At 59.9% G+C, this 24,893-nt stretch carries 19 protein-coding genes and 1 tRNA gene; 10 read left to right on the forward strand and 10 right to left on the reverse strand.

Annotated features, from left to right (window positions below; translation table 11 throughout):
- Positions 1-23: 23 nt before the first annotated feature.
- From trpE to gpt, 4 genes are all read right to left on the reverse strand, one after another.
- The gene (trpE, locus tag ACMU_RS15605; protein WP_035261336.1) at positions 24-1,541 is read right to left on the reverse strand and encodes an anthranilate synthase component I; all 1,518 of its coding nucleotides are present in this window, start codon (positions 1,539-1,541) and stop codon (positions 24-26) included.
- A gap of 14 nt (positions 1,542-1,555) precedes the next feature.
- On the reverse strand, positions 1,556-3,400 hold the full coding sequence (locus ACMU_RS15610) for a peptidyl-prolyl cis-trans isomerase (protein ID WP_035261339.1): 1,845 nt from the start codon (positions 3,398-3,400) through the stop codon (positions 1,556-1,558).
- Between the two features lie 72 nt (positions 3,401-3,472).
- On the reverse strand, positions 3,473-4,675 hold the full coding sequence (locus tag ACMU_RS15615; protein ID WP_035261341.1) for an aminotransferase: 1,203 nt from the start codon (positions 4,673-4,675) through the stop codon (positions 3,473-3,475).
- Positions 4,647-5,165, reverse strand: a complete 519-nt coding sequence (gene gpt, locus ACMU_RS15620; protein WP_035261342.1) for a xanthine phosphoribosyltransferase — start codon at positions 5,163-5,165, stop codon at positions 4,647-4,649. The genes ACMU_RS15615 and gpt overlap by 29 nt, the downstream gene beginning before the upstream one ends.
- A gap of 104 nt (positions 5,166-5,269) precedes the next feature.
- Here gpt and ACMU_RS15625 point away from each other — a divergent pair, with 104 nt between their 5' ends.
- Positions 5,270-6,013: a L,D-transpeptidase family protein gene (locus tag ACMU_RS15625; protein WP_236626281.1), complete on the forward strand. Its 744-nt coding sequence runs from the start codon at positions 5,270-5,272 to the stop codon at positions 6,011-6,013.
- Positions 6,014-6,197: 184 nt separating this feature from the next.
- Complete coding sequence (locus ACMU_RS15630) at positions 6,198-7,361, forward strand: alginate lyase family protein (RefSeq protein ID WP_035261346.1); 1,164 nt, start codon at positions 6,198-6,200, stop codon at positions 7,359-7,361.
- Positions 7,362-7,452: 91 nt separating this feature from the next.
- On the opposite strand, the gene fabI is transcribed toward ACMU_RS15630, so the two are convergent.
- Complete coding sequence (gene fabI / locus ACMU_RS15635; protein ID WP_035261347.1) at positions 7,453-8,283, reverse strand: enoyl-ACP reductase FabI; 831 nt, start codon at positions 8,281-8,283, stop codon at positions 7,453-7,455.
- A 113-nt stretch (positions 8,284-8,396) separates the two neighbouring features.
- On the opposite strand from fabI, the gene pdxH reads away from it, so the two are divergent.
- The 6 genes from pdxH (at position 8,397) to ACMU_RS15670 (ending at position 17,207) form a co-directional block, all read left to right on the forward strand.
- Positions 8,397-9,002, forward strand: coding sequence for a pyridoxamine 5'-phosphate oxidase (gene pdxH, locus ACMU_RS15640; protein WP_035261350.1), 606 nt, complete (start codon positions 8,397-8,399; stop codon positions 9,000-9,002).
- 116 nt (positions 9,003-9,118) lie between these two features.
- Positions 9,119-9,658 (forward strand): cold-shock protein, encoded by a 540-nt coding sequence (locus ACMU_RS15645; protein ID WP_035261352.1) that lies wholly within the window; start codon positions 9,119-9,121, stop codon positions 9,656-9,658.
- Entirely contained in the window at positions 9,625-10,113 is a 489-nt protein-coding gene (locus tag ACMU_RS15650) for a DUF192 domain-containing protein (protein WP_035261355.1), read from the forward strand. Before ACMU_RS15645 ends, ACMU_RS15650 begins: the two co-directional genes overlap by 34 nt.
- A gap of 41 nt (positions 10,114-10,154) precedes the next feature.
- Positions 10,155-10,231, forward strand: a tRNA-Pro gene (locus tag ACMU_RS15655).
- Between the two features lie 156 nt (positions 10,232-10,387).
- Positions 10,388-12,238 carry a restriction endonuclease gene (locus tag ACMU_RS15660; protein WP_051588384.1) on the forward strand — a complete coding sequence of 617 codons (1,851 nt, stop codon included), beginning with the start codon at positions 10,388-10,390 and terminating at the stop codon, positions 12,236-12,238.
- Positions 12,239-13,532: 1,294 nt separating this feature from the next.
- A complete protein-coding gene (locus ACMU_RS15670) occupies positions 13,533-17,207 on the forward strand; it encodes a vitamin B12-dependent ribonucleotide reductase (RefSeq protein ID WP_035261358.1) in 3,675 nt (1,224 codons plus the stop codon).
- 131 nt (positions 17,208-17,338) lie between these two features.
- Here ACMU_RS15670 and ACMU_RS18900 read toward each other — a convergent pair whose 3' ends face one another.
- From ACMU_RS18900 to ACMU_RS18905, 3 genes are all read right to left on the reverse strand, one after another.
- A complete protein-coding gene (locus tag ACMU_RS18900) occupies positions 17,339-17,683 on the reverse strand; it encodes a hypothetical protein (protein ID WP_051588385.1) in 345 nt (114 codons plus the stop codon).
- Positions 17,684-17,812: 129 nt separating this feature from the next.
- A complete protein-coding gene (locus tag ACMU_RS15680; protein ID WP_152544646.1) occupies positions 17,813-19,861 on the reverse strand; it encodes a hypothetical protein in 2,049 nt (682 codons plus the stop codon).
- On the reverse strand, positions 19,861-20,979 hold the full coding sequence (locus ACMU_RS18905) for a phosphatase PAP2 family protein (RefSeq protein ID WP_051588386.1): 1,119 nt from the start codon (positions 20,977-20,979) through the stop codon (positions 19,861-19,863). Before ACMU_RS18905 ends, ACMU_RS15680 begins: the two co-directional genes overlap by 1 nt.
- A 152-nt stretch (positions 20,980-21,131) precedes the next feature.
- On the opposite strand from ACMU_RS18905, the gene ACMU_RS15690 reads away from it, so the two are divergent.
- On the forward strand, positions 21,132-22,742 hold the full coding sequence (locus ACMU_RS15690) for a hypothetical protein (protein ID WP_152544647.1): 1,611 nt from the start codon (positions 21,132-21,134) through the stop codon (positions 22,740-22,742).
- Positions 22,743-23,143: 401 nt separating this feature from the next.
- On the opposite strand, the gene ACMU_RS15695 is transcribed toward ACMU_RS15690, so the two are convergent.
- Positions 23,144-23,635, reverse strand: coding sequence for an AAA family ATPase (locus ACMU_RS15695; protein ID WP_035261366.1), 492 nt, complete (start codon positions 23,633-23,635; stop codon positions 23,144-23,146).
- Positions 23,636-23,836: 201 nt separating this feature from the next.
- On the opposite strand from ACMU_RS15695, the gene ACMU_RS15700 reads away from it, so the two are divergent.
- The gene (locus ACMU_RS15700; protein WP_035261368.1) at positions 23,837-24,307 is read left to right on the forward strand and encodes a hypothetical protein; all 471 of its coding nucleotides are present in this window, start codon (positions 23,837-23,839) and stop codon (positions 24,305-24,307) included.
- Positions 24,308-24,321: 14 nt separating this feature from the next.
- Here the strand turns inward: ACMU_RS15700 and ilvN are convergent, their stop codons facing one another.
- Entirely contained in the window at positions 24,322-24,885 is a 564-nt protein-coding gene (gene ilvN / locus ACMU_RS15705) for an acetolactate synthase small subunit (RefSeq protein ID WP_035261371.1), read from the reverse strand.
- Positions 24,886-24,893: the final 8 nt, after the last annotated feature.

Consider the following 24,893-nt stretch of genomic DNA (forward strand, 5'->3'; position numbering starts at 1 on the left):
CAGCAGTCAAACAGTTCTGAGACTTAGTTCTTGCCACCGGGGCCGCTGAACGCACCGGCCCCTTCGGCGGCACGGCGCAGCGCCTTGGCCTTGTTCACGGTTTCCTGAAACTCGGCCTCGGGGTCGCTGTCATAAACCACGCCGCCGCCGGCCTGCGTATAAAGCGTCTGATCTTTCAGAACCGCGGTGCGCAGCGCGATGCAGATATCCATATCGCCATCGGCCGAGAAATAGCCCACACCGCCGCCATAGACGCCGCGTTTCTCAGGCTCCAGCTCGTCGATGATCTCCATCGCGCGGACTTTGGGCGCGCCCGACACGGTGCCCGCTGGCAGACCAGCCAGCAGCGCCGACAGCGCATCGTGGCCATCGGCGATCTCGCCCACCACGTTCGACACGATATGCATCACGTGGCTGTAGCGTTCGATGATGAACTCTTCGGTGGGGCGCACCGTGCCGATCTTGGCCACGCGGCCCACATCGTTACGGCCCAGATCCAGAAGCATCAGATGCTCGGCCAGTTCCTTTTTGTCCGACAGCAGGTCGGCCTCCAGCGCGCGGTCCTCGGCCTCGGTCGCGCCGCGCGGCCGGGTGCCGGCGATGGGGCGGATCGTAACCTCGTCATCGCGCAGACGCACCAGGATCTCGGGGCTGGCGCCCACCACCTGAAAGCCGCCAAAGTTGAAGAAGAACATGAAAGGCGACGGGTTGGTGCGCCTGAGCGAACGATACAGCGCGAAAGGAGGTGCCGTGAATTCCTGCCGCCAGCGTTGGGCGGGCACCACCTGGAAGATGTCGCCGGCGCGGATGTATTCCTTGGCTTTTTCCACTGCGGCCAGATAATCGGCCTTGGCAAAATTCGAAATGGCCTCGCCCACGGGTGCCGCGTCGCCCAATTCGCGGGTGCTGTCGGCCAATGGCCGGTCCAGCGTGCGCACCGCATCCATGACACGTTCCGCCGCCTGCGCATAGGCCGCCTTGGCTGATTGGCCCGGCGTGACCCACGCGGGCGACACAATCGTCACCTCGCCCTTCACCCCATCCAGCACCGCCACCACCGTGGGCCGCATCAGCACCGCATCGGGCAGGCCCAGCGGGTCGGGATTGACGTTGGGAAGGTGTTCCACCAGCCGGATCATGTCGTAACCCAGATAGCCAAACAGCCCGGCCGAGATCGGCGGCATGTCAGCGGGCAGGTCAATCCGGCTTTCGGCCAGCAACGCCCGCAGATTGGTCAACGGATCGCCATCCTGATCGGTGAAGGCCGTGTCATCGAAACGGGCCTGCCGGTTGATGCGGCTTTGGGTGCCGTGGCATTGCCAGATGACGTCGGGCTTCATGCCCACGACCGAGTATCGCCCACGGACCTCGCCGCCGGTCACCGATTCCAGCATGAACGTGTCGCGCCCGGCCGCGCCCAGTTTCAGCATCAGGCTGACCGGCGTGTCCAGGTCCGCAGCCAGCCGGGCTGACACAACCTGTGCCTTGCCCGCGTCATAGGCCGCGGCGAAGCTTTCGAAAGACGGCGTGACCGCGTGCATGTTGTGCCTCTGCCTTACTGATGGAACTGGGCGTGCACGGCCGCAATGGCCGCCTGATCCAGTTCCAGCCCCGCCTCGGCCAGCAAGGCCTGGCTGAGCTGTGTATAGATATCCTGCGAAATGCCCTGCGACAGTTGCGAGGCAAGGAACGTGCTTTGCAGAACGACCTGCGCGTCCGCCATATCGGCGGCCTGAACTTCGTTCAGAACGGCCAGAATGGCCGTATCACCCTGTTGCAGGGTGACGGTGTCGCCGGCCTCGGCCAGGGCAAAGACGGCGTCCGACAGCGCGTCGGGCGTGACAGCGTCGCGGGTCAGGCTTTCGGTTAATTCAACCGTGTAGCCCAACGTGTCGATGGCGGCCCCGCCGGTGATCTTGGCGGCCAATTCGTCGGCTTGCGCCAGAAGTTGCGCGCGGGTTTCCTCGGCTTGCCACAACGTTGTCGCTGCGTCCCGAACGTCGTTCAGGGGTTGCAGCGTGGGTTCGGTTATCCCGTCAAGGCGCAGTGCAAACAGGCCACCATCGTCCAGATCGGCCAGCTCGGGGAAATCGCTTTCCAGCACAGCCGCAGCGGAGGCGCGAAAGGCGGCATAACCTGCGATGCCTTCGTCTTGCCCGTCGAAATACGAGATCTGGCCCAGCTGCATATCAGTCTCGGCTGTCAGCTCTTCCAGAGTCGCGCCAGCGGCCAGTTGGTCATCGAAATCGCCAAGCTGATCCGCGATTGCGCGCACGGCGGCGTCCCGGGCAAGCTCCACCTGCAATGCTTCGCGTGCTTCGTCGAAAGTGGTGTTCTGTGCGGCCAGAATGGCGTTCATGCGGAAAAAGGCGGGACCCAAATCCGTATCAACCGGACCAACCACACCGGGTTCGGTCAAGGCAAAGACGGCCTCGGCCGCAGCGCCCCCCAGCGATTGCGCCGTCACATCGCCCAGATCGATATCGGTCAGGTCCAGCCCGCGAGCTTGTACAAGGCCTTCGAAATCTGCGTCGCCGCTGTCCAGCTGTGCACGGGCCGCGTCTGCAGCAGCCTGATCCGGATAGATCAAACGCTCGACAAGGCGGCGTTCCGGACGGTTATAGAAATCGCTGCGCTCTTCATATGTTTCGCGCAGGCGGGCCTCGTCGACCTGCATTTCGTCGATGATCATGTCGGGCGTCAGCCAAGCATAGGTGATCTGGCGCGATTGGGGCAGGGTGAAGGCGTCCGGGTTGGCATCATAGAACGCTTGCAGTGCGGCGGCGTCCGGGGCCTCCACGGCCTCGGCCAAATCATCAACGGACAGCGTGATGGTGGCAAAGCTGCGCGTTTCGGCGACATAGTTCATCAGCGTGTTGGCGTGGCTTTGCGGCGAGACGATACCAGCCACGATTGCGCTTTGCAGAATGCCGCGCGCCGCGTCCTGGCGCAGCGATGCCTCGAACTCGCGTTCGGTCATGCCGTTTTGCTCCAGCGCAAAGCGATAACCTTCGCGATCAAACTCTCCGTCCAGCCCGGTGAAGCCCGGCGTGTTCAGGATCTGTCGACGTACTTCTTCATCGCCGACCGACACGCCCAGGATCGCGGCCGTATTGTCCAGCGTCGCGTCCGAGATTACCTGTTCGCGCGACTGGGCCACAACACCAAATGCTTCGGCCTGCGGCAACGAAAGGCGCGTGTTGAACTGCGCCGACACCGCGCTGATATTCTGTTGCAAGGTGCGGAAATAGTCATTCACGGTGATGGGCGTGTTGCCCACTTTCCCGATGCTTTGAACATTGCCGCCAAAATTCGTTGCACCAAACCCGACAAGGCCCACAACCAGCAGGACCAGAATGGCCCAAACTGCAACATCACCCGCTTTTTTCGCCGCGCTCATCGCCAAGGTCCCCTGTCGTCGCTTGTTACGCTTTCGGGATGTGTAAGCGCTGGTGCGGATGGCTGCAAGCGGCTAGGGCGTCCATGCGGCCAGACGCGCAAACATCTGTGTGATCCCGGCGGTGTCGGCATTGGCAAAGGCGATGCGCATCTGCCTGGTGCCGGCCGGGTCATCGGCGGGCATGAACATCGTGCCGGGCAGCGCCAGAATGCCCGCTTCGGCAACCAAACGCTGCGCCAACTGGTCCGACGGGATATCGAATGGATGCTCGAAATAGGCAAAATAGGCCCCGCATTGCAGCAAGCGCCAGCCGGGCAGGGCACCGGCACCCGCCTCGATCGCGGCACGGCGGGTTAGGATCTCGTCGCGCTCGCCAGCCAGCCATTGGCGCAGGTTGCGCATCCCCCACAATGCCGCGATCTGGCCCAACTGATTGGGGCAGATGGCGGCGGTATCGAGGTATTTTTCCACCTCGGACAACCGCGCGGCCGAAGTGACCAACGCCCCCACCCGGTGCCCGGTCAGCCTGTAAGCCTTTGAAAAGCTGTACAGGTGGATCAGCGTGTCGTCCCAACCGTCCTGTGCAAACAGATCATGCGGGGGCGTGCTGCGACTGTCGAAATCGCGATAAGTCTCGTCCACGATCAACGCCAACCCATGCGCGCGCGCCACAGCGAAGAACGCCCGAACCACACCCTCAGGATATTCGGCCCCGGTGGGGTTGTTGGGTGTGACCAGAACAATGGCGCGGGTAGAGGGCGTGATGAGCGTCTCGGCCAGGGCCGGATCGGGCACCATGTCGGGCCCACAGGCCAGCGGAACCGCCTCGATCCCCATCATGTCCAGCCACATCTTGTGGTTAAAATAATAAGGCACCGGCAGGATCACCTGGTCGCCTTGCTGCGCCAGCGTCGTCACCGCGGCGCAAAACGCCTGGTTGCACCCCGAGGTGATGGCCACCTGATCCGCCGAAATCTCGCCGCCATACGCCTCCGACCAGTCTCCAGCCACCTGCGCGCGCAAGTCGGGCAGGCCCAGAACCGGCCCATAAAGATGCGCCTGCGGCACGTTCATCGCGGCCTCGGCGATTGCCGCGCGCAGCCCTTCGGGCGGCGGATCGGCGGGCGCGGCCTGGCTGACATTGATCAATGGGCGGTCGGGCGGAAATTCCACCCCCTCCAACCAACGCCGCGCCTCCATCACCGGCGGCGCAAAGGTGCCGGTCAGGTTGGGGTTGAACATCGGATCAGTCCGTGCCGCGATAGGGTTCGACATATTGCAATGCCATGTCCCACGGGAAGAAAATCCACGTGTCCTGGCTCACACCGGTGATGAACGTATCCACCTGTGGCTCACCCTGCGGCTTGGCATAGACGGTGGCAAAATGCGCCTTGGGGTACAGCTGTCGCACCAGTTCCAGCGTTTTGCCACTGTCAACCAGATCGTCGACGATCAGAATGCCGGTGCCATCGCCCATTATCTCGGCGTCGGGGGCTTTCAGCACCTCGGCCTCGCGCCGCTGATCGGCCTTGCCGCCGCCCGAATGGTAAGATTTGACCGAGATCGTATCAACCGTGCGCACATCCAGCTCGCGCGCCACGATCATCGCCGGCGCCATGCCACCGCGGGTGATCGCCACAATCGCCCGCCAGGCGCCATCATCGGGGCCCCGCCCATCCAGCCGCCACGCCAGCGCCCGGCTGTCGCGGTGAATCTGGTCCCAACTGACATGAAACCCTTTTTCGTGGGGCAATCGATCGCTCATCACCTTCAGTCCCGGCTGTTTTTGGTATCCGCCGGTGATACAATGCAGCGGCGCTTTGGAAAAGAGTGTTTTGGCGGTGGATCGGGTACGAGGGCAAAATGGTCATGCGCGGGTTTCTTGTGGTTGTGGTCCTCGCTGTGGGTGCAGCGGTTGTCCTTTGGCACCGTCCGGGCCTGTTGCCATCGGCAATCCAGCGGGATTTGGGCCAGAAACGTGACATTTCCGAGATCCGCGCCCGGCAAATTCCGGAATTGACCCGCGCCTTCGCCGCACAGGGCCTTGCCTTTGGCAACCCGGTTTACCTTCGCATCTTCAAAGAAGAGGCTGAATTGGAGCTGTGGGTGCAGACGGGCGAGACATTCCAATTGTTCCGCACCTACCCGATCTGCAATTTCTCAGGTGACTTGGGCCCAAAACTTGCCGAAGGTGACCGCCAGTCGCCCGAAGGTTTCTATCGCGTTGGCAGATCGGCATTGAACCCGAATTCGCGCTACCACCTGTCGTTCAACCTTGGTTTTCCCAACAGTTTTGACCGCGCCAACGACCGCACCGGCAGCTATTTGATGGTGCATGGCGATTGCCTGTCTGTTGGCTGCTACGCGATGACGGACCCGGCGATCGAGGAAATCTATGTCGCGCTGGAGGCTGCGTTGCGCAAGGGCCAATCCCTTGTGGACGTCCACGCCTTTCCTTTTCGTATGACAGCCCACCGCTTGGCGCAGGCCAAGGGCACAAAGTGGCATGGTTTCTGGACGCAGCTGCAACCCGCCTACAACCTGTTCGAGGACCAGCGCCGGGTGCCGGGCATCACTGTCACCGCCGGCACGTATCGGGTGGCGATGAATTGAGACCTGTTTCCGGCCCACAACCGCGTCGATCTCCGGGGCGACGGCGGCATTCATGCCACCCGGACCTGCCAAAACCCATTCCCCATTCGCCCCCCCGGCTTCGCCTAATTGTTGACAGGTTACGGCAAAACTCGCCTAGACTTGGTCAACGCGGGCGCTTTTGTCGGGGCGAAAGGGGAGTGATATGACGTTTTCGCGGGGGGTTTGGGTGTTGGTACTGGCCGTGTCCTGCCAGTTCTTGCCGGCGCAATCGGCGATTGCGGATACGCCCATCGGGCCAAAATTCTTTATCGCCAACAGCCTTGGGCCCGGCTGCACGCGCGATGCAAAAGGGCGCGGGCCAAGGGTGTCCGCGGTCAACCGGGCCATGGGCAACCTTTACAAAAACAGCCAAGCCTATGTGAACGAGCTTAATCGTTCGACCTCGCTTACGGCCAAGAAAGACGCTTATGTCGCCAATTGGCAACCGATCCTGTTCAACGCTTATGCCGCTGCGGCCAAGGGTGACACCAGGCTGGCCAGAGCCATCATCGACGGGCTGCGGCGCATGGCTGCTTCGGGTTTGTACCTGAACGAGAAAGGCTTGCTGACGCGCAAAGCGGCGCTAAAGGTTCAATGCTACAAGAACGGCCCCAATTCACCATGCCCGTCGCACACGCCCAGATTCGTGGCCCGCATGTATGCCAACCTGTTCATCGCGGCAGCCGTGCTCCAGCCTTTCATGACCGACGAGGACCGCAAGATCATCCTGCCGTGGTTCAAGGCCGCCCACAAAAAGTTTGTCCTGCCCGAGGTGAACGCGAAGTCCGATGGCATTTATGACTTTGCCAATAATGGGCTGACCCAGTGGGCCTATGCGGCGCTGACCGGCGACAAACGCCTGGCCATGCGCGAATTGGCAGCAAGAAAGCGCGAGTTTACCAAGGTCATCCAGACGTCGGGATATATCAAAGACAATTCCTGTCGCGGCGTGCGGGCGCTTTGGTATCACACCTACGGTCTGGACCCCGCGCTCAGCTATGCGCTGGTGGCTCGCGAATGGGGGGTGGACATGTTTCGCGATGCCAAATTGGGCCCGCGGTTGCAGGCCGCTGTCCAAAAAACGGCTCTGGGGGTCACCGATTACGCCGCGTTCCGGTCAGTTGGAAACCGCGGAGACTCGTATAGCACCAACCCTAAGGATGCCCAAAAGCACATCCATCAACTGGCCCTGAACCTGCCCCTGATCGCCAAGCGGGAATTCGGCATCACCCTGCCGTCAGACCGAAGGTATCTGGAGTTGCGCAGATACGAGGCCTATTCGTCCACCTCGGGGTTATTGGCATCTTGCTATTACAGCGGACGCTAAGATGCCCGCACAACCCGCCTGACATCCCCCCCGGCCTTCAGAACCCGCGCGCAGCATAGGCGCGCAAGCCAGGGGGGTGCATCCGCAGGGGCTATTCGGCTGCCGGTTTCCGGCCCACAACCGCGTCGATATCCGGGGCGTCGACGGCTTTCATACCGACCACATGGTACCCGGCATCCACATGCAGGTTCTCGCCCGTCACGCCGGACCCAAGATCCGACAGCAGGTACAGCGCCGATTTGCCCACTTCTTCCTGCGTCACGTTGCGCCGCAGGGGCGAGTTCAGCTCGTTCCATTTCAGGATATAGCGGAAATCGCCAATGCCGCTGGCTGCAAGCGTCTTGATCGGGCCGGCCGAGATCGCGTTCACGCGGATGGCGTGTTTGCCCAGATCCTCGGCAAGGTATTTCACCGAAGCCTCCAGCGCTGCCTTGGCCACGCCCATCACGTTATAATGCGGCATCACCTGCTCGGCGCCGTAATAGGTCAGCGTTAGGCACGAGCCGCCGTCTTTCATCAGCTTTTCAGCCCGGCGCACCACGGCGGTGAAGGAATAGACCGAAATATCCATCGTCATCCGGAAATTCGCCGCCGACGTGTCCACATATCGCCCGCGCAGCTCGTTCTTGTCGGAAAACCCGATGGCGTGCACGATAAAGTCCAGCTTGCCCCAGCGTTTCTCGATCGCGTCAAACAGCGCGTCGATCGACGCCTCGTCGGACACGTCACATTCCGCTAGAAAATCCGAGCCAACCTGCGCGGCCAAAGGCGCGACGCGTTTCTTCAGCGCCTCGCCCTGATACGAAAAAGCCAGGTCCGCACCCTGGTCGGAAAGGGCCTTTGCAATACCCCACGCGATGGACTTGTCATTGGCAAGCCCCATGATCAGGCCGCGCTTGCCCTGCATAAGTTGTGTTGACATTCGCTGCCCCTCGCTACCTCTGTGGAGTAGGACCGGTTTAGGGGAAAGAAATCGCCGCTTCAAGGCCACCGCAGATTGTATAGCGGGACGGGGCGGTGTGGGAAAAGGTGCACATGGCAGACCGTACTGGAATTTTTGCGGGCGACGATCCGTTTATCATTGCAAAGAACTGGCTGGCCGAGGCGACTGAGGTGGAGCCAAACGATCCAAGCGCCATGGCGCTGTCCACCGTGGATGCGCGGGGTATGCCCAATGTGCGCATGGTGCTGCTGAAAGACATCGAAGATGACGCGTTCGTCTTTTACACGAACTACGGCAGTGCCAAAGCCGCCGAGATTGAGGCAAGCCAAACGGCGGCATTTGTGCTACACTGGAAGTCTCTTCGCAGGCAGATACGGGTGCGTGGCACCGTTGAGCGGGAAGATGGCGCAAAGGCGGATGCATATTTCGCTTCGCGTTCGCAAAAGAGCCGTCTGGGGGCTTGGGCATCGCGCCAATCACAACCGCTCAATTCACGCGGGACGCTTGTGGCGGAAGTGGCGCGCATGGCCGCACAACACGGCACGGCAAAGCAACGACCGGAGTTTTGGGGCGGCTACCGGATCACTCCGGTCGAGATCGAGTTTTGGGCAGATGGCGCCTTTCGGTTGCATGACCGGTTTAGGTGGGTGCGTGAAAACGGGGGTGAAAAGTGGGAAATTTCGCGCCTAAATCCGTGACATTCACGGTTCGCGAATGGTATGTGATTGAAAATGAACGGAAAAATAGCCCTTGAAACCTGTTCACGTTCTGTCACAAACAGTAGTGGGGAAGACGGAACTAACGACGCGAAAGAATGAACGAACAGGAAGACAATACGCCACGCAGGGTTGTGGGCCGTGTAAAATGGTTTGATCCTGCAAAAGGCTTCGGATTTGTGGTCGCCGATGAGGGTGGACCCGATATCCTTCTGCACGCCAATGTTTTGCGAAATTTCGGGCAAAGCTCGGTTGCAGATTCTGCGGGTATCGAGGTTGAGACTTTGGCAACCGATCGGGGGATACAGGCCACGCAGGTGTTGCGTATCGATCCGCCGGAACCAACGGAGGAGAACGCGTTTCAGGACCTCGACGAGGCTGATTCAGACCTGATTGCCGATACCGAACTGGAACCCGCGCGGGTGAAGTGGTTCGACAAGGGCAAAGGCTTTGGTTTTGCCAATGTCTTTGGCAGCGATGATGACGTTTTCGTGCATATTGAGGTTCTGCGGCGTTCAGGTCTTGCCGACCTGCAGCCGGGTGAGGCAGTGTCACTGCGCGTTGTCGATGGCAAACGCGGACGGATGGCATTGATGGTTGGCACATGGGAAAGCGCCGTAGGCTCCTTCGAGGACTAAGTATAGCCGCCGCCAGCATTCTGGCGGCTGCACAGGCATTTGCCGAATGCGCACCGAACCACGTGGATCTGCGCGGCGGATTTGGTCAGGCGCGATTCACAGTCGAGCTTGCCGATACAGACGCGACACGCGCCCAAGGGCTGATGCATCGCGCGTCGATGCCGCAAAGCCACGGGATGCTGTTTGTCTATCCCGCCCCGCATAGCGCTTTTTTCTGGATGCGTAACACTCTGATTCCATTGGACATGATCTTCGTTGGTGAAGATGGCGAGGTGCTGCGAATCCACCAAAACGCGATTCCCCTGGACGAGTCCCTGATCAAAGGCGGCCCAAACGTTTTGCTGGTGCTGGAGTTGAATGGCGGCGTTTCCGAGCGACTTGGCCTGCAGGAAGGCGATGTTCTGCGCCATCCATCGCTGGGGAATGACGCCTTGTGGCCCTGTGATGGCGGTTAGGTCTTTTCATTCCGGAAACCGGCGTTTATGAAGCCCGAGTTCGGGGCGTAGCGCAGCCTGGTAGCGCGACGGTTTTGGGTACCGTAGGTCGCAAGTTCGAATCTTGCCGTCCCGACCAACAAAATCAATGACTTACATGGTGAATTTTGGAAGCCCGACGCGGTGGTTTACAGTTTGGTTTACGGAACAACAAACGGTAGTGTCACTCTGGTTTTGACAACGGCGCCAAAAATACCGATCCTGCGATCGGTACTTTTTTAGTTGGAGGGCCACTATGTTTGGCTACGAGGCAAGTTTTTCGCTGAGTTTGATGACTAAGTGGCCGAGGTTCATCGTTCAAGGCGAAACACGCGTTACTCGAAATCAGTATGGAGAGATCACGAGGGTTTACGTACCGATTACGCATAGTGAACTGAAACTCTTCAAGGAAATCAGCGGGGCCGACGAATACACTCTTCAGAAGAAGCTTGATCAGCTCTTAGTAGGCTGGGACAAAAAGTACCAAGCGCATCTGAACAAGCTAAATGTTGAAAGCGGGAAGGAATCCGCGGGGGCACTTGTTGATGATGCGAATGCCCGAATTCATGAGCTAGAGCGGATTCTGCAGGCGACATTAGGTGTCGATGACAGCGTCGATTGGGAAAACCTGATAGCGACCCATTCATTTAAACCGTCACAATTTGACAAGCCGAAACCGGCAGCGCCAACTGTACCGCCAGAGCCGGAGCTTTTGATTCCGGATTTCGACGCCCCCGAGTATAGGGTGCCGAGTTTTGCTGAGCTTCGTATCACCTTCGTTCAGTGGCTCTTAGGGCAAGCCCAGAAAAAGCGTCAGGAAGCTAAGGCGCTGCACGACGAAGAAGTGAAGCGTCGCCAAGAAGAACATGAGGCCCAGGCGGCAAACCTGAAGGCAAGCCACCGAGCAGAAGTCGAGGAACACCGGGAAGAGCGAGAGAGGCTCCAAGCGGCCCATCGTCGCCGGGTCGAAAAGTGGCAGGATGAAAGGGCCGCGTGGGAAGAGGAGCAAAAAATACTGGAAACGCAGGAACTTGACCGTGTCCATGCTCACAACCAGCAAATCTATTCCCTCAAAGAACAATGGCTTCAAGGAGAAACCCAGGCTGTAGTTGAACACGCGTGTTTGGTCTTGGATGCTTCCCATTATCCGGAATGGTTCCAAGGCAGTTATAGATTCAACTACGACCCGTCTGCCAAGCTCGGCATGGTGGAGTTTCTTCTTCCCGATCCCACGGTGGTCGAGCTCCCGAAGAGTGCCCGATTTCTTCCCAAGACAGGCGAGATAACCACAACCAACATCGCCAAGACTGAACAGAAACGGCTCTACGATGAGCTTTGCTATCAGGTTGCCTTACGGACGGTACACGAACTTTTTGAGGCCGACGCACCAGAGAACCTGAAGTCCATCCTGTTCAACGGGGTTGTCGATCAGATCAACCCTGCAACCGGCAAAGAGGAAAGACCAACAATTCTGTCTGGCATGTTTGAAAGAGATGCATTCCTGGATGTTGATCTGTCGAGGGTAGAGCCAAAGGCATGCTTTAAGAGTTTTAAGGGCGTTTCTGCAGCTTCGCTCATCGGCCTGGCTCCTGTGGCTCCCATCATGGAGATATCCAGAGAAGATCAGCGTTTCATTGAGGGGCGCGACATCGCGAGCGATGTTGGCGCCCAAATGAACCTGGCCGCTATGGATTGGGACGAATTTGAACATCTTGTCCGTGAAATTTTTGGAAAGGAGTTTGAGGTTCGGGGTGGGGAAGTCAAAGTCACACAGTCCAGCTCTGATGGTGGCGTCGACGCTATAGCCTTCGACCCAGACCCGATCAGCGGAGGCAAGATCGTTATCCAAGCCAAGCGGTATACTCGGACTGTTGGGGTTTCTGCAGTTCGGGATCTCTACGGGACAGTAATGAACGAAGGGGCAGGCAAAGGTATTCTTGTCACCACGGCTGACTACGGCCCAGACGCGTACAAGTTTGCCGCAGACAAACCGCTTACGCTCCTCAACGGCGCCAACCTGTTGTTCATGCTTGAGAAACATGGTGTGAGCGCAAGTATCGACATCGCCGCTGCCCGCAAAGAATTGGGACTAGGTGCTAATCCCTGAATAGGTCAGGTTCACGAAGGTTATCGAGATCGAGGCCCTGCACCAATAGAAAAAACCCAGTATCGCACCTGTTACAGCTGCCTCGACTTTCGGTTTTTCTTAAAGGTGGGCAAATTTAAAACCTACTCAGCAACTTGGTAATACTTCTGCATTTTTGGCAATTGGTGTGGTTCTAGGCCCTCCCGACAAAGTAGGGCCTGCAGGGTGCATGCATGTCATGCGCGCCTGGCCGCCGCTCCTCGCACCCAGAATGCCGCGCGATCCGTGTCAGCGCCTCTGGCAACGGCGTGTCAGGATCAACGATTTCTGCGAACCGCTCGCGCGCATAGCGGCCGTGGCGGCCGCATGTATCGCAACGGATCTCGACAATCGGTGGTTCGTAGGTGGCGACGGTTCGCGTGATCATGGCTTGAAATCTAGTTTACAAATGACCTGTAAGCCATTGTTTTCATTATCGCCGTATTGGGCAAAGTTTACAAAAATACCTTTCTTTTTCAGCGACATGAACCGGTTTTGGGTACCGTAGGTCGCAAGTTCGAATCTTGCCGTCCCGACCATTCTTCCAACTTGTCTTTAAACTTTGTACCGCGTCTTTTGGCGAAGTTTAAACTTTGACCCCGCTGCCGGCGCCCGGATCAGCGGCAGTTTCCGAACAACAACCGCCGACTTGGTGATCCCATCGCCGGGCACGCCCGATCGGCAGCGACGGCCGCCTTGATTCTAAATCTGGTATGTTATTCTTCGCGCCACACCGCCAGGCGACCGGATGCGAAATTGATATGTCGCCAGAGTTGCCCGGTTCAGCGATGCAGAATCCGCACACAGTTTTAAGCTTTGTTACCAAGGGGCGCAGATTTCGGGTGACGCTGTTTTGAAAGGACAGAGATTTTGCCCCAAATTCCGTATCTACCATATATGGTTGGCGCTGCGCCCGACCATTCCACATATTGTTAACGCGTTTGTCGCAAAAATGAATCAATGCTCTGCGAACGATGTTCGAAAGAGAGGCCCGGTCAACCTAAAAATTCGCAAATTATCGTAGTTTTTTCCGTTGACCTGTCCCCTATATCTACGCCAATTTGTATGAGCCGGGCGTCGCAACACAACATTTAGTGTCGCTGGGCAGGGACGGGGTCACACCTTCTGAAATGCGAAAACCGGCGCTTTGCCGGCCAGCTTCGTTGAGCGATTTCAACGATGTAGGCGCGTTTTTCCCTGCACGCCCGGCACGAAATTCGAATGCGGGCTGCCAATGGCCTGCTGGACATTCAAAAGAATTGCGACGGGGCAGACAATGAAGATCGAACGCAAATTCACGACAGATTCCAAAGGCGCATATGGTGGACTGGAATTCACCAATACGTCCTCTGAGATTCGCAACCCGGACGGCACCATCGTCTTCTCGCTGGAGAATGTTGAAGTGCCGGCCAGCTGGAGCCAGGTGGCAAGCGACGTCATCGCGCAGAAGTATTTTCGCAAGGCCGGTGTGCCCGCGCGCCTGAAAAAGGTGCGTGAAAAGGACGTGCCCGAGTTCCTGTGGCGCTCGGTTCCCGACGAGAAGGCGCTGGCGGACTTGCCCGAAGACGATCGTTTTGGCGGCGAGACCTCTTCCAAGCAGGTGTTTGATCGTCTGGCGGGTGCCTGGGCCTATTGGGGCTGGAAGGGTGGTTACTTCACCACCGAGGCCGACGCGCGTGCCTATTTCGACGAGATGCGCCACATGCTGGCCACCCAGCGCGCCGCGCCCAACAGCCCGCAGTGGTTCAACACCGGCCTGCACTGGGCCTATGGCATCGATGGACCTGGGCAGGGGCATTATTATGTGGACTACAAGTCGGGCAAGCTGACCAAGTCGAAATCGGCCTATGAACACCCGCAGCCACATGCCTGTTTCATTCAGTCCGTCGCCGACGATCTGGTCAGCGAAGGCGGCATCATGGATCTGTGGGTGCGCGAAGCGCGCCTGTTCAAATACGGCTCGGGCACGGGCACCAATTTCTCGTCGCTGCGCGCCGAAGGCGAGGCGCTTTCGGGTGGCGGTAAATCGAGCGGCCTGATGGGCTTTCTGCGGATCGGTGACCGGGCCGCGGGCGCGATCAAATCGGGCGGCACCACGCGCCGCGCCGCCAAGATGGTAATCTGCGACGCTGACCACCCGGATGTTGAGGAATTCATCAACTGGAAGGTCAAGGAAGAGCAGAAAGTGGCCAGCCTTGTGGCCGGGTCCAAGGTGCACGAGGCGCATCTGAACGACATCTTCGCGGCTATTGGCGGCTGGGACGGCAAAGAAGAAGATGCCTATGATCCCAAGGCCAACGCGCAGCTGAAAACCGCCATTCGCAAGGCGAAAAAGGTATCCATCCCCGAGACTTACGTGAAACGTGTGCTGGACTATGCGCGTCAGGGGTACAGCAGCATCGAGTTCCCGACCTATGACACGGATTGGGACAGCGAGGCCTATGCCACCGTGTCGGGCCAGAACTCGAACAACTCGATCCGGGTGACCGACGCCTTCCTGAAGGCGGTCGAGGACGACGCCGACTGGGAGCTGGTGCGCCGCACCGATGGCAAGGTGGCCAAGACGATCAAAGCCCGCGATCTGTGGGAACAGGTTGGCCACGCCGCCTGGGCCTGCGCGGATCCGGGCATCCAGTATCACGACACGGTCAACGCTTGGCATACCTGCCCGGAAGACGGCGAGATCCGCGGGTCGAACCCTTGTTCGGAATACATGTTCCTGGACGACACGGCCTGTAACCTGGCGTCGATGAACCTGCTGACCTTCTTCAAGGATGGCAAGTTCGCGGCCGAGGATTACATGCACGCCTCGCGCCTGTGGACGGTGACGCTGGAAATCAGCGTGATGATGGCGCAGTTCCCGTCGAAAGAGATTGCGCAGCTGAGCTATGATTTCCGCACGCTGGGGCTGGGCTATGCCAATATCGGCGGTCTGCTGATGAATATGGGCCTGAGCTATGACAGCGACGAGGGCCGGGCGCTGTGTGGCGCGCTGACCGCGCTGATGACCGGTGTGAGCTATGCGACCTCGGCCGAGATTGCGGGCGAGCTGGGCCCGTTCCCGGGTTATAAACGCAACGCCAAGCACATGCTGCGGGTGATGCGTAACCATCGCAACGCCGCATATGGCAAAACCGATGGCTACGAAGACCTGCAGGTGAAGCCGGTGCCGCTGGACCACAAGAACTGCCCTGACAGCGACCTGGTTGGGTTGGCCAAGTCGGCTTGGGACGAGGTGCTGAAGCTGGGTGAAAAGAACGGGTTCCGCAACGCGCAATCCACCGTGATCGCGCCCACGGGCACCATTGGTCTGGTGATGGATTGCGATACCACCGGGATCGAGCCCGACTTTGCGCTGGTGAAGTTCAAGAAGCTGGCCGGTGGCGGTTACTTCAAGATCATCAACCGGTCTGTGCCGTCTGCGCTGGAAACGCTGGGCTATGGCAGTGCGCAGATCGAAGAGATTGTCAGCTATGCGGTGGGGCACGGCACGCTGGGCAACGCCCCGCGCATCAACCACACCGCGCTGATCGGGCACGGCTTTGGCCAGAACGAGCTGGACAAGATCGAAGCCGCGCTGCCGTCAGCCTTCGACATCCGGTTCGTGTTCAACCAATGGACGCTGGGCGAGGAGTTCTGCACCGGCGCGCTGGGGATCCCGGCGGACAAGCTGAATGATCCGACCTTTGACCTGCTGGCGCATCTGGGCTTTTCCAAGGCTGATATCGAGGCCGCAAACGACCATGTCTGCGGGACGATGACGCTGGAAGGCGCGCCGCATCTGAGCCCGGCCCATTACGCCGTGTTCGACTGTGCCAACCCGTGCGGAAAGAAGGGCAAACGGTTCCTGAGCGTGAACAGCCACATCACCATGATGGCCGCCGCGCAATCGTTTATCTCGGGCGCGATCTCGAAGACGATCAACATGCCCAATGACGCGACGATCGAGGATTGCCAGAAGGCGTATGAGCTGAGCTGGTCGCTGGGTGTGAAGGCCAATGCGCTGTATCGCGACGGCTCGAAGCTGAGCCAACCTCTCGCGGCCGCGCTGGTGGAGGATGACGACGAGGCTGCCGAGATCCTGGAAACGGGGGCTCCGCAGGAAAAAGCCGCGGTGTTGGCCGAAAAAATTGTCGAGAAGATCGTGGTCAAGGAAGTCGCCCGGGGCCGTGAAAAGATGCCGTCGCGCCGCAAAGGATATGCGCAGAAGGCGGTTGTGGGGGGGCACAAAGTGTACCTGCATACCGGCGAATACGAGGACGGGTCGCTGGGCGAAATCTTCATCGACATGCACAAGGAGGGCGCGGGTTTCCGGGCGATGATGAACAACTTCGCCATCGCGGTGTCGGTGGGGCTGCAATACGGCGTGCCGCTGGAAGAGTTCGTGGATGCCTTCACCTTCACCAAGTTTGAACCCGCCGGCATGGTGCAGGGCAACGACAACATCAAGAACGCCACGTCGATCCTGGATTACATCTTCCGCGAATTGGCTGTCAGCTATCTGGACCGGACCGACCTGGCCCATGTCAAACCCGAAGGCGCGTCCTTTGACGACATCGGCCGCGGCGAGGAAGAAGGTGTGAGCAATATCAAGGAGTTGTCGGACAATGGTGCCAGCAAGTCGTTGGAAGTTCTCAAACAGATCAGCTCGACCGGGTATCTGCGCAAGCGCATGCCGCAGGAGCTGGTGGTGCTGCAGGGCGGCGGCTCGGCCGGGGCGACGGCGCTGAGCGGGACTGCGGATCCGGTGAGCGCGCTGCAAACGCTGGTGCCCGAAACCGGCGATCCAACCAGCGTTGCGGCCAGCACCATATCGATGGATGCACGTACGAAAGCGAAGATGCAGGGATACGAGGGTGAGGCATGCGGCGATTGCGGCAACTACACCTTGGTGCGCAACGGCACCTGCATGAAATGTAATACCTGCGGGGCAACGTCGGGTTGTTCCTAAGGGCTTCTGGGGCGGGTGCGCTCGCCCCTGATGCGGATCAGGCCGCAGGCAAATAAACCGGGCGGTACCAACGATGAGCCTGATCAGCTAGACTGGGGCACCTTCGGGTGCCCCATTTTCTTTGCGTAATTTCAAATGCTTGCGAAGCGCTGTACCAGATGTGCCATACGGCAGGTCAGCTCGGTCAGGTTGGCCTCGGTCGAAACGGTGTTCTGGATGCAATAGGCGTGGTTGACGGCCTCCTGCGCGTTGTCGGCAAGGCGCGAGGCATGGTCGGCGGCAGGGCCTTCATCGGCCATACCGGTCAGCGCGTGGGTTTGGATGTCGGCCAGGATCTGATCGATGTTCCGCGAAAAACTCAGCGCCGCGGAAGACCCCGGCGGCGCGGCGTTCAGGGCGGCAAGGTTCAGCCCCAAAGCGGTAAAAAGGATGTCGCGGGTTTGTTGCCAGGCAGCATCGAATGCGTGCGGTAACATGGGATGTCCTTGAGAGAATAATGTTGCCAAAAAAATCACTGTATAGTCGGAGTTCAAAAAATGCGGCGGCCATATCACGGGGGCAACATGGCCGCCTGTCTGCTCGTCAGGTTCTGCCTTGCCGGTGCCTCAACTTGCGACAACAGCAGGGGGTAGGGGCGCGCGCCGTTCCAGCCCGTCCGGGGTGCGCGAAAAATAGGCGGGGCCAACAGTGCGGCCCCCGCCAAGTTTGGGTTTGCCGTCACCGGGATTGGACGGGTCATAAGCCGCGGTAAACGGATTTGGGCCGTTCTCTGTGGCTGTGGCGGCTTGGCCCAGCACTTCGGCCGCGGACAGGTTGCGGCTGGTCGGCTGTGTCAGCCATGTCTCGGCCACAAGGCGCGTGGCCTTGGATGAGGCAAAGCTGGTGCCGCGCATCGCCACGCGGCTGCCATCCGCGGACCCGGCCGACAGGGTGCCGGCCATGGCCACGGAATCGTCGGTAGGCATCAGGGCCGTGGGGGCCTCGCGCCCATTGTCATACAGCGCATCGGCGCCGGTTGCGGAATAGGCGGCGGGTTTGCCGTCCGAGGCGCGATAACCGCCGACCACGGCGCTGTAGTTCTGGCTGGCAGCGGCGTTGATCGTGCCGCGTCGACGGGTGCCGGTGGAATTGTCGGTCAGCTGCCATCCGGTGGTCCGATCATGGCGCACCGAATCCACCGCGCGTCCTTCGTCATCGAACAGGCGGTAGGTCGGGTCATCCAGATATGAGCGCCCCGAGACATTGGCCACAGGCATCACGGACTGATCGGTTTGCACGGACAGGTTGACCTGAATCGCATGCTGACCCGGGTTTTGCAGCATCACCTTCCACCGCCCCGGCGGTACGGTGGCCAGGCTGTCATTGCGCGGGTCGGTGGGGCCGGCGGCAAAGAGGTAACCGCAGATGCTGTCGATCGGTGGCGCGCCCGGACGGCGGGGGTTCAGGCGATAGACCCGCGCGCCGACCTTGCCTTGGTCCGAGAAGGCGTCAAAATACTGACCCCGCGCCGGCAGGTGGTGCGCCGCGCTGTCCGGAGCGCCAAAGGGCACAAGGTTCACCGCAAAGACCGGCGTGGTCCCGGAGGTCAGCGGTTCGGCCCATGCCTCCAGATAGTTGTCGGACTGATCGCCCGGCATCATGCGCCAATCAACCTGCATGCTTTCGCCCGGTTGCAAAACGTGGCGCGCGGTGACGCGGTCCAGATTGTCGTTGCCGACCGGCAGGATCAGATCAAACCGCGCATCGTCGCCGCCTTGGCGGTTGGCCAGATGTTCCAACAACCATGCGAAGGGATCATAGTCATACCGCTTGGCGCCGGCCTGTCGGCCAAAGGCCATGCTGGCGACGCAGGGCAGGGGCTTCACCTGATTTGAGTGACGACGACGCAACGCGCGCAGCACCTGGTACAACCGCACGACAGCACGCAGCATGAAGGCATCCAGAAACTCGCCCCCTTCGCCAAATTGCCAGCGCGACGGCATGTTGATCGTGATTATCCCAACCTTTTGTTCAAACAGCCCCGGGTTTTGCGGGGACTGTGGCGTGCCCGCGACCGTGTCCAGCATATGCGCGCCATGCGCGTGCCGCATAGACAGGGCACGATTGCCAACCAGTCGCCCAAGATCCAGCGCACCGAGGTCGCGGTTGAACGCGTCCTCGTCCAGCGCCTGCAACGGATCATTGTTGTCGCTGTGGCGGTTCAGCATGTCGTCGATCTGTGACTGCACAAACTCGCGCCCCATCAGGCGGGGGCCGGGTTGGGTGACCTGCGCGCCCATCTCCCAATGGTAAAGAATGCGCGACCGCCCGGTGGTGCTGTGGCGAAGCGACCGGTGGCCAAGCGGCATGTCCGTGTCGATCACCGCAACGATCATGTCCAGATCAGACGTGTCGGGCAGGTTGGCGAAATGGCCGGGCAGGGGCGCAATGTCGGACAATGCGGCGTCTACGCTTTGGGCATCGGACAGCGCCTTGGCATCCTGATCTGCCAGCGCTTCGAAACGCTGCAGAAAATCTAATGTGCCGGACAAAAGCGTGCAGGGCACGTCTTCAAGGCTGCGATCCGGTTGATCGTCCCGATTTGCCCGGCGAAACCAGTGACGGTATTCGCTGAGCGTGTCGGGCGTGTCATGGAAAACGGGCGATTCGTTCATCAGTTGCCCCCGCTTGGGGCCAAGGGCCATTCGGCAACGGCATCGGCATAGAAGGCGGCGAACATGTCCACCACGTCCGCCGGAGTGCCGGTGCCTTGCGCAGTCGGTTGGTTGGCGTTCCACCACGCGCGGGTGAAATCGGTTCCGGCATCCAGCCAAACACTGCCCTGCGCATATTCGGCATCATGCACCTCGGAGCCGGTTGCCGTGGCGATCAGCGCTTTGCCGATCTGCGAACCCAGCAATGCACCGGCGGCGTTATCAACCGGAAAATGCACCCCGGCGACGATACGGTTGGCGGCAATACGGTGGGCCAGCTTTTGAACCGGGCCAAGATCCATGCCTTGCGGCGCCATCAACGCGGTCAGGACCTCGGCAAGAGCAAATGCCTCGACCGCGTGACCCGATGGGAAGCTGGAGTGATCCGGTGTCTGGATTGTCGGCTGCACGCGCGTGTCATAGTCAGACGGACGTGCAACGCGGCACAGGTGCTTGACCTGCTGTTCAACAATGGCAGCCACCGATTGCGTCAAATGCAGCAGTTCGACAGTATATTTGCGGCGCGATCCGTTCAGGTTGGCGAAGGCGGCATAGAACGAGATGATGTCGCTCATCTGAACGGTGATTTCGGCCTGACGATCGCTGCGCAGATCGGCATAGGTGCGTACAAAGGCCAATTGTTGCTGAAACAATGCCTGATCCGGGCGGGTCAGCGCCGCGATCCGGGTGTTCCCCAGCTTGACCGATGCACCATTGGTCAGCGGCTCGACCGAAAAGCGCGACATCAGAGCGCCAATCAGGACCTGGCTGCGGCGGGCCGAGGACAGGTATTTCAGGCTGTCATTGTCGTGGTTCAGGGTCACGGGCTGTGTGGTGGAGCCATCCCAATAGCCCACCGTTGCGTCATGACTGTTGATCAGCGCAAGGCTGAGAAGGCTGCTGGATGGTCCCCCAGCATGCGCGCCATGTGCCCCGCCATGTGCGCCCCCGTGCGCGCCACCGTGGGCTCCGCCATGCGCACCCCCATGCGCACCGCCGTGGGCCCCACCATGGGCACCGCCATGTGCACCACCATGCGCGCCACCATGGGCGCCGCCGATAAAGAACCCGTTTGTCATGCTGTTTCCCCTTCGCAAGAACAATTCGCTCAAAGCGTGCACGAATACTGGGCAACAACAAAACTCAGTTTCGAAAAAATTAACGATGCAATAATGCAAACGCAAAAATCGTGTATAGTTTGACCCAGGGGAAGATGGTACGGGATTAGACCGTGAGTACACGGGTTTACACGGTGAAAGTTGGTGGTCGGTTCGAGCTTGTCGCGCCGGATGGCACCGAATTGGTTGTGCCCAGCCAAAAAGTTCAAGCTCTGATTGCTATGCTTGCGGTTGACCCGCGCATGACCCGACAGCGCGCGTGGCTGCAAGACAAGTTGTGGAGCGACCGCACCGCCGAAAAAGGGGCCAACAGCCTGCGGCAGGCGCTGTACAAGGTGCGTCAGGCCTTTGGTGACGACAGCGATATCGTGTCGGCCAACCGCAGCACCGTGTCGCTGGACGCCAATCGGGTGCTGGTGGATCCGGGAACCACGGGCCTGTTCCTTGAGGGCATGGATGTCGGCGATCAGGAATTCGAACACTGGCTGAGCGCCGAACGGGTGGCCCGTATTTCGGGAAGCCCGCCGGCGGATGAAACCCACCTTGTCAGCGGCCCTGCCGTGCAACGGCTGCGTCAGAAGATCAGGCGCGGGTTGGTCGTGGAGTTTTCGAATGACCGCGGGACGATCCTTGGCCGACAAGAGCAGATGTTTGGCGACATCGTGCAGCGGTCGGTTTGCGAGATGCTGGATATCGAGCCGGTGACCCGCAGCGAGGCCGCGGAACGTGGCGGCGATCTGTTGGTGTTGGAGCTTCAGGCAACCAGCGGGCGCGGGGACCAGACCGGATTGCGGGTGGCGGTGTACCAGGGACTGGGTGGTGCCGACTTGTGGTCGGCCTCGACCGTTGCGCGTTTCCCGGAACCGGGCGCGCCTTTTGAGGCGGCCCTGCTGAACTTGTCGCATCGCACCAGCGCGGCGTTAACGGATCTTTTGTGCCGCCCAACGCCCATGCTAACCCTTGAAAACGATCCCAACTATTTCGCCGGGGCCGGGTTGCGGCGGATGTATTCGATGCTGCCGGGCAGCGTGCAAGAGGCGCGCCAGATGTTCGAAGCCGCATATGATCTGCGCCCGCGCGGTCTGTACCTTGCGATGGGCGCACAGCTGGCCGTGATCGATTTCGTCGAATCGGGCGGCAAGAACCGGGCGGACCTGTCTGCACAGGCGGACGAGCTGTGTGCCAAGGCGATGGTCGAGGAAAGCACGAACTCGATGGTTCTGTCCTCGGTCGCGCATGCGCGCATGGTTTTCGACGATGATTTGGTCACCGCCGGCGAGCTGTCGCGGATGGGCGTTCTGGCGAACCCTTCCAACCCCATGGCATGGAGCGCGCTGGCCAATGTCATGCTGAATTGCGAACGCTTCGACGAAGCTGCGCAGGCTGCAAAGACGGCGATAAGCCTTTCAAAAGAAACGTTCTTTCGGTATTGGACCGAGTTTCAGTTCGCGACAACCGCCGTGTCGCTGAACCAAAACGACCTTGCCATCCGGCACGCCGAACGGGCCCGCGCGCTGAACCCGAAATACCGGCCGGCGCTGCGGTACCTGATCGGCCTGCATGCCAGCAAAGACAGTTTTGACGAAGCGCGCCGTGCGGTGACCCGGTTGCAACGTCTGGAGGCCGACACCAGCCCGGACCGGTTCGTGAATGACGACAAGTACCCGGTGCGCATGATGCGCCGGGCTGGGTTGATCGATCCCACCCGATTCCAAGAGCTTTAACGAACTGTCCGGCAATAACGCTGCGATAACGGGGCCATGGCACCAATAGGGCATCGCGTTTTTGTCCTGCTGGGGAGAACTTCATGTTTGGCGTTTGTCGTTATTTCGCGTCGCGTTGCCTGACGGTGGTTCACACGGTTCTCCATAGCCAAAAGCACTCCCCCGATGGGACGGCTCGCGATGTTGGAACAATTGATGTTCCTGTGAGTGGTGTTTTCCCCAACGAAAGCATTTTTACACAATCCCTGAAGAAAGCAGCCCGTTCCCGGCTGGTTTTTGATTAGGATGTCAGGGAGATTATGCCCGTCGCCGTAACACCTGCCATTTCAGGTTGCACCTAGCCTGATTGGTTCCCTTCTCTAGGAGCGGCGGCGGGCAATTTATCTTTTTATAACAATCAGCTACATTTCGTTATTATATTGGATCACGTTGAACCCTTCCTTGGGTTCAGGCGGCACAAAATGTTTGGAAAACCGATGAAACTGCGCCTCGGTCGCGGCAAAGGGATGGTCACCCTGCGCGTTGCGTGCGTGCATGCGGGCGATGCAAACTTCGTCCGGCGGGGTCAGCACATGCAATTCATGGTTGGCTTCGGTCTTTTCAAGAATGCCCCGCATCCAGTTGCGGTTTTCCACCGTATTGGCGGGGAAATCCAGCACAACAGACATGTTTGAATTCAACAACGTGGCGACATGCGGCCCCATTGCCGCGCGCAGTTTGGCCGCGCAGGCCACATAGTCGGCCGGGCTGGTCATCTGGTCGCCAAACAGGGGGTCGAGCCAGTCATCTTCCGACACAAGCACGGTGTTCGGTGCGGTTGCCAGCTTGGTGGCCAAGGTGGATTTTCCAGCGGCAATTTTGCCGCAAAGCATGTGCAGGGTGGCAGTTGTCATGGGGCTTGCACCTCGGTTGGATCGTCAAACCTGTAATGGCACGTGGCCATGGGCCGGTCCATCGCGTTCACGTACGATCACATGTTTCAAGTTCCTGACAGCGGCTGACACACAGTCACGGGGCCGTTGACGGTGGTTGTGGTTTTCAGCGCGTGCCCGCACCTGTTCCCATGAAAGTTATACCGTTTAAAGGCGCAGACCATGACCGATACATCGCAAATCCAACCCGCGCAGGCGGGCAAAACCATCCTGATTGCGGGGGCGTTTGCCCTTTTGGCCTTTGATTTCTTTGGTCAGGCGCTGAGCCCGGCATTGGGTTATGCCAAACTGGCGCCGGTGGGGCTGGCAAATTCGTCCATCAAGGCCGTGTTCGGGGCCACGTGGCGGCCGGGTGGCGAGTTGTTGCACTATTTCGCCGGGTTAATTGCTTATCCGCTGGGTGCCTACATTGTTGAACTGCTGCGCCGACAGTTCCTGCCGCAGGTGCCGTGGCTGGCGACGTCGGCGGTTTACGGTGTGGTTTTGTGGGTGTTTGCCCTGTACGGCACGGCGCATCTGATCGCCGGTATGAAGCCGTTCCTTGGCTTTACCGGCATCACATGGGTCGCATTCTGGGGGCATGTTCTGTTCGGTGTGGTCGCGACCTGGGTGATCCAGATGCGCGACCGATAACCGGGCAGGGGCGCTTAGCTGGCGCCCCGCGCCACCGCCGCCACGCCGGTGCGGGCGGTTTCCACCAGGCCCAGCGGGCGCATCAGCTCGGCGAAGGCGTCGATTTTCTCGGACGTGCCGGTCATCTCGAACACGAAGCTTTCCAGCGTGCTGTCGACGACATTGGCGCGAAAGATCTCGGCCAGGCGCAGGGCTTCGATGCGTTTGTCGCCCGACCCGGTGACTTTGAACAGCGCCAGTTCGCGTTCGACCGAGCTGCCTTCAACCGTCAGGTCATGCACCTCGTGCACGGGGACGATGCGGCCCAGCTGCGCCTTGATCTGTTCGATCACGGCGGGCGTGCCGGTGGTGACCACGGTGATGCGGCTGAGATGGCCCAGATGGTCCACCTCGGCCACGGTGAGGCTTTCGATATTGTAGCCACGACCGGAGAACAGGCCGATCACTCGGGCCAGAACGCCGGCCTCGTTATCGACCAGAACGGTCAGGGTGTGGCTTTCCATGACCTCGGCATTGGGATCGCGCAGATCATAGGCGGAATGCTTGGACGTGCCTTTTTTGATACGTAGTGCAGACATTTATCAGA

This window comes from Actibacterium mucosum KCTC 23349, from assembly GCF_000647975.1.
Taxonomy (GTDB): domain Bacteria; phylum Pseudomonadota; class Alphaproteobacteria; order Rhodobacterales; family Rhodobacteraceae; genus Actibacterium; species Actibacterium mucosum.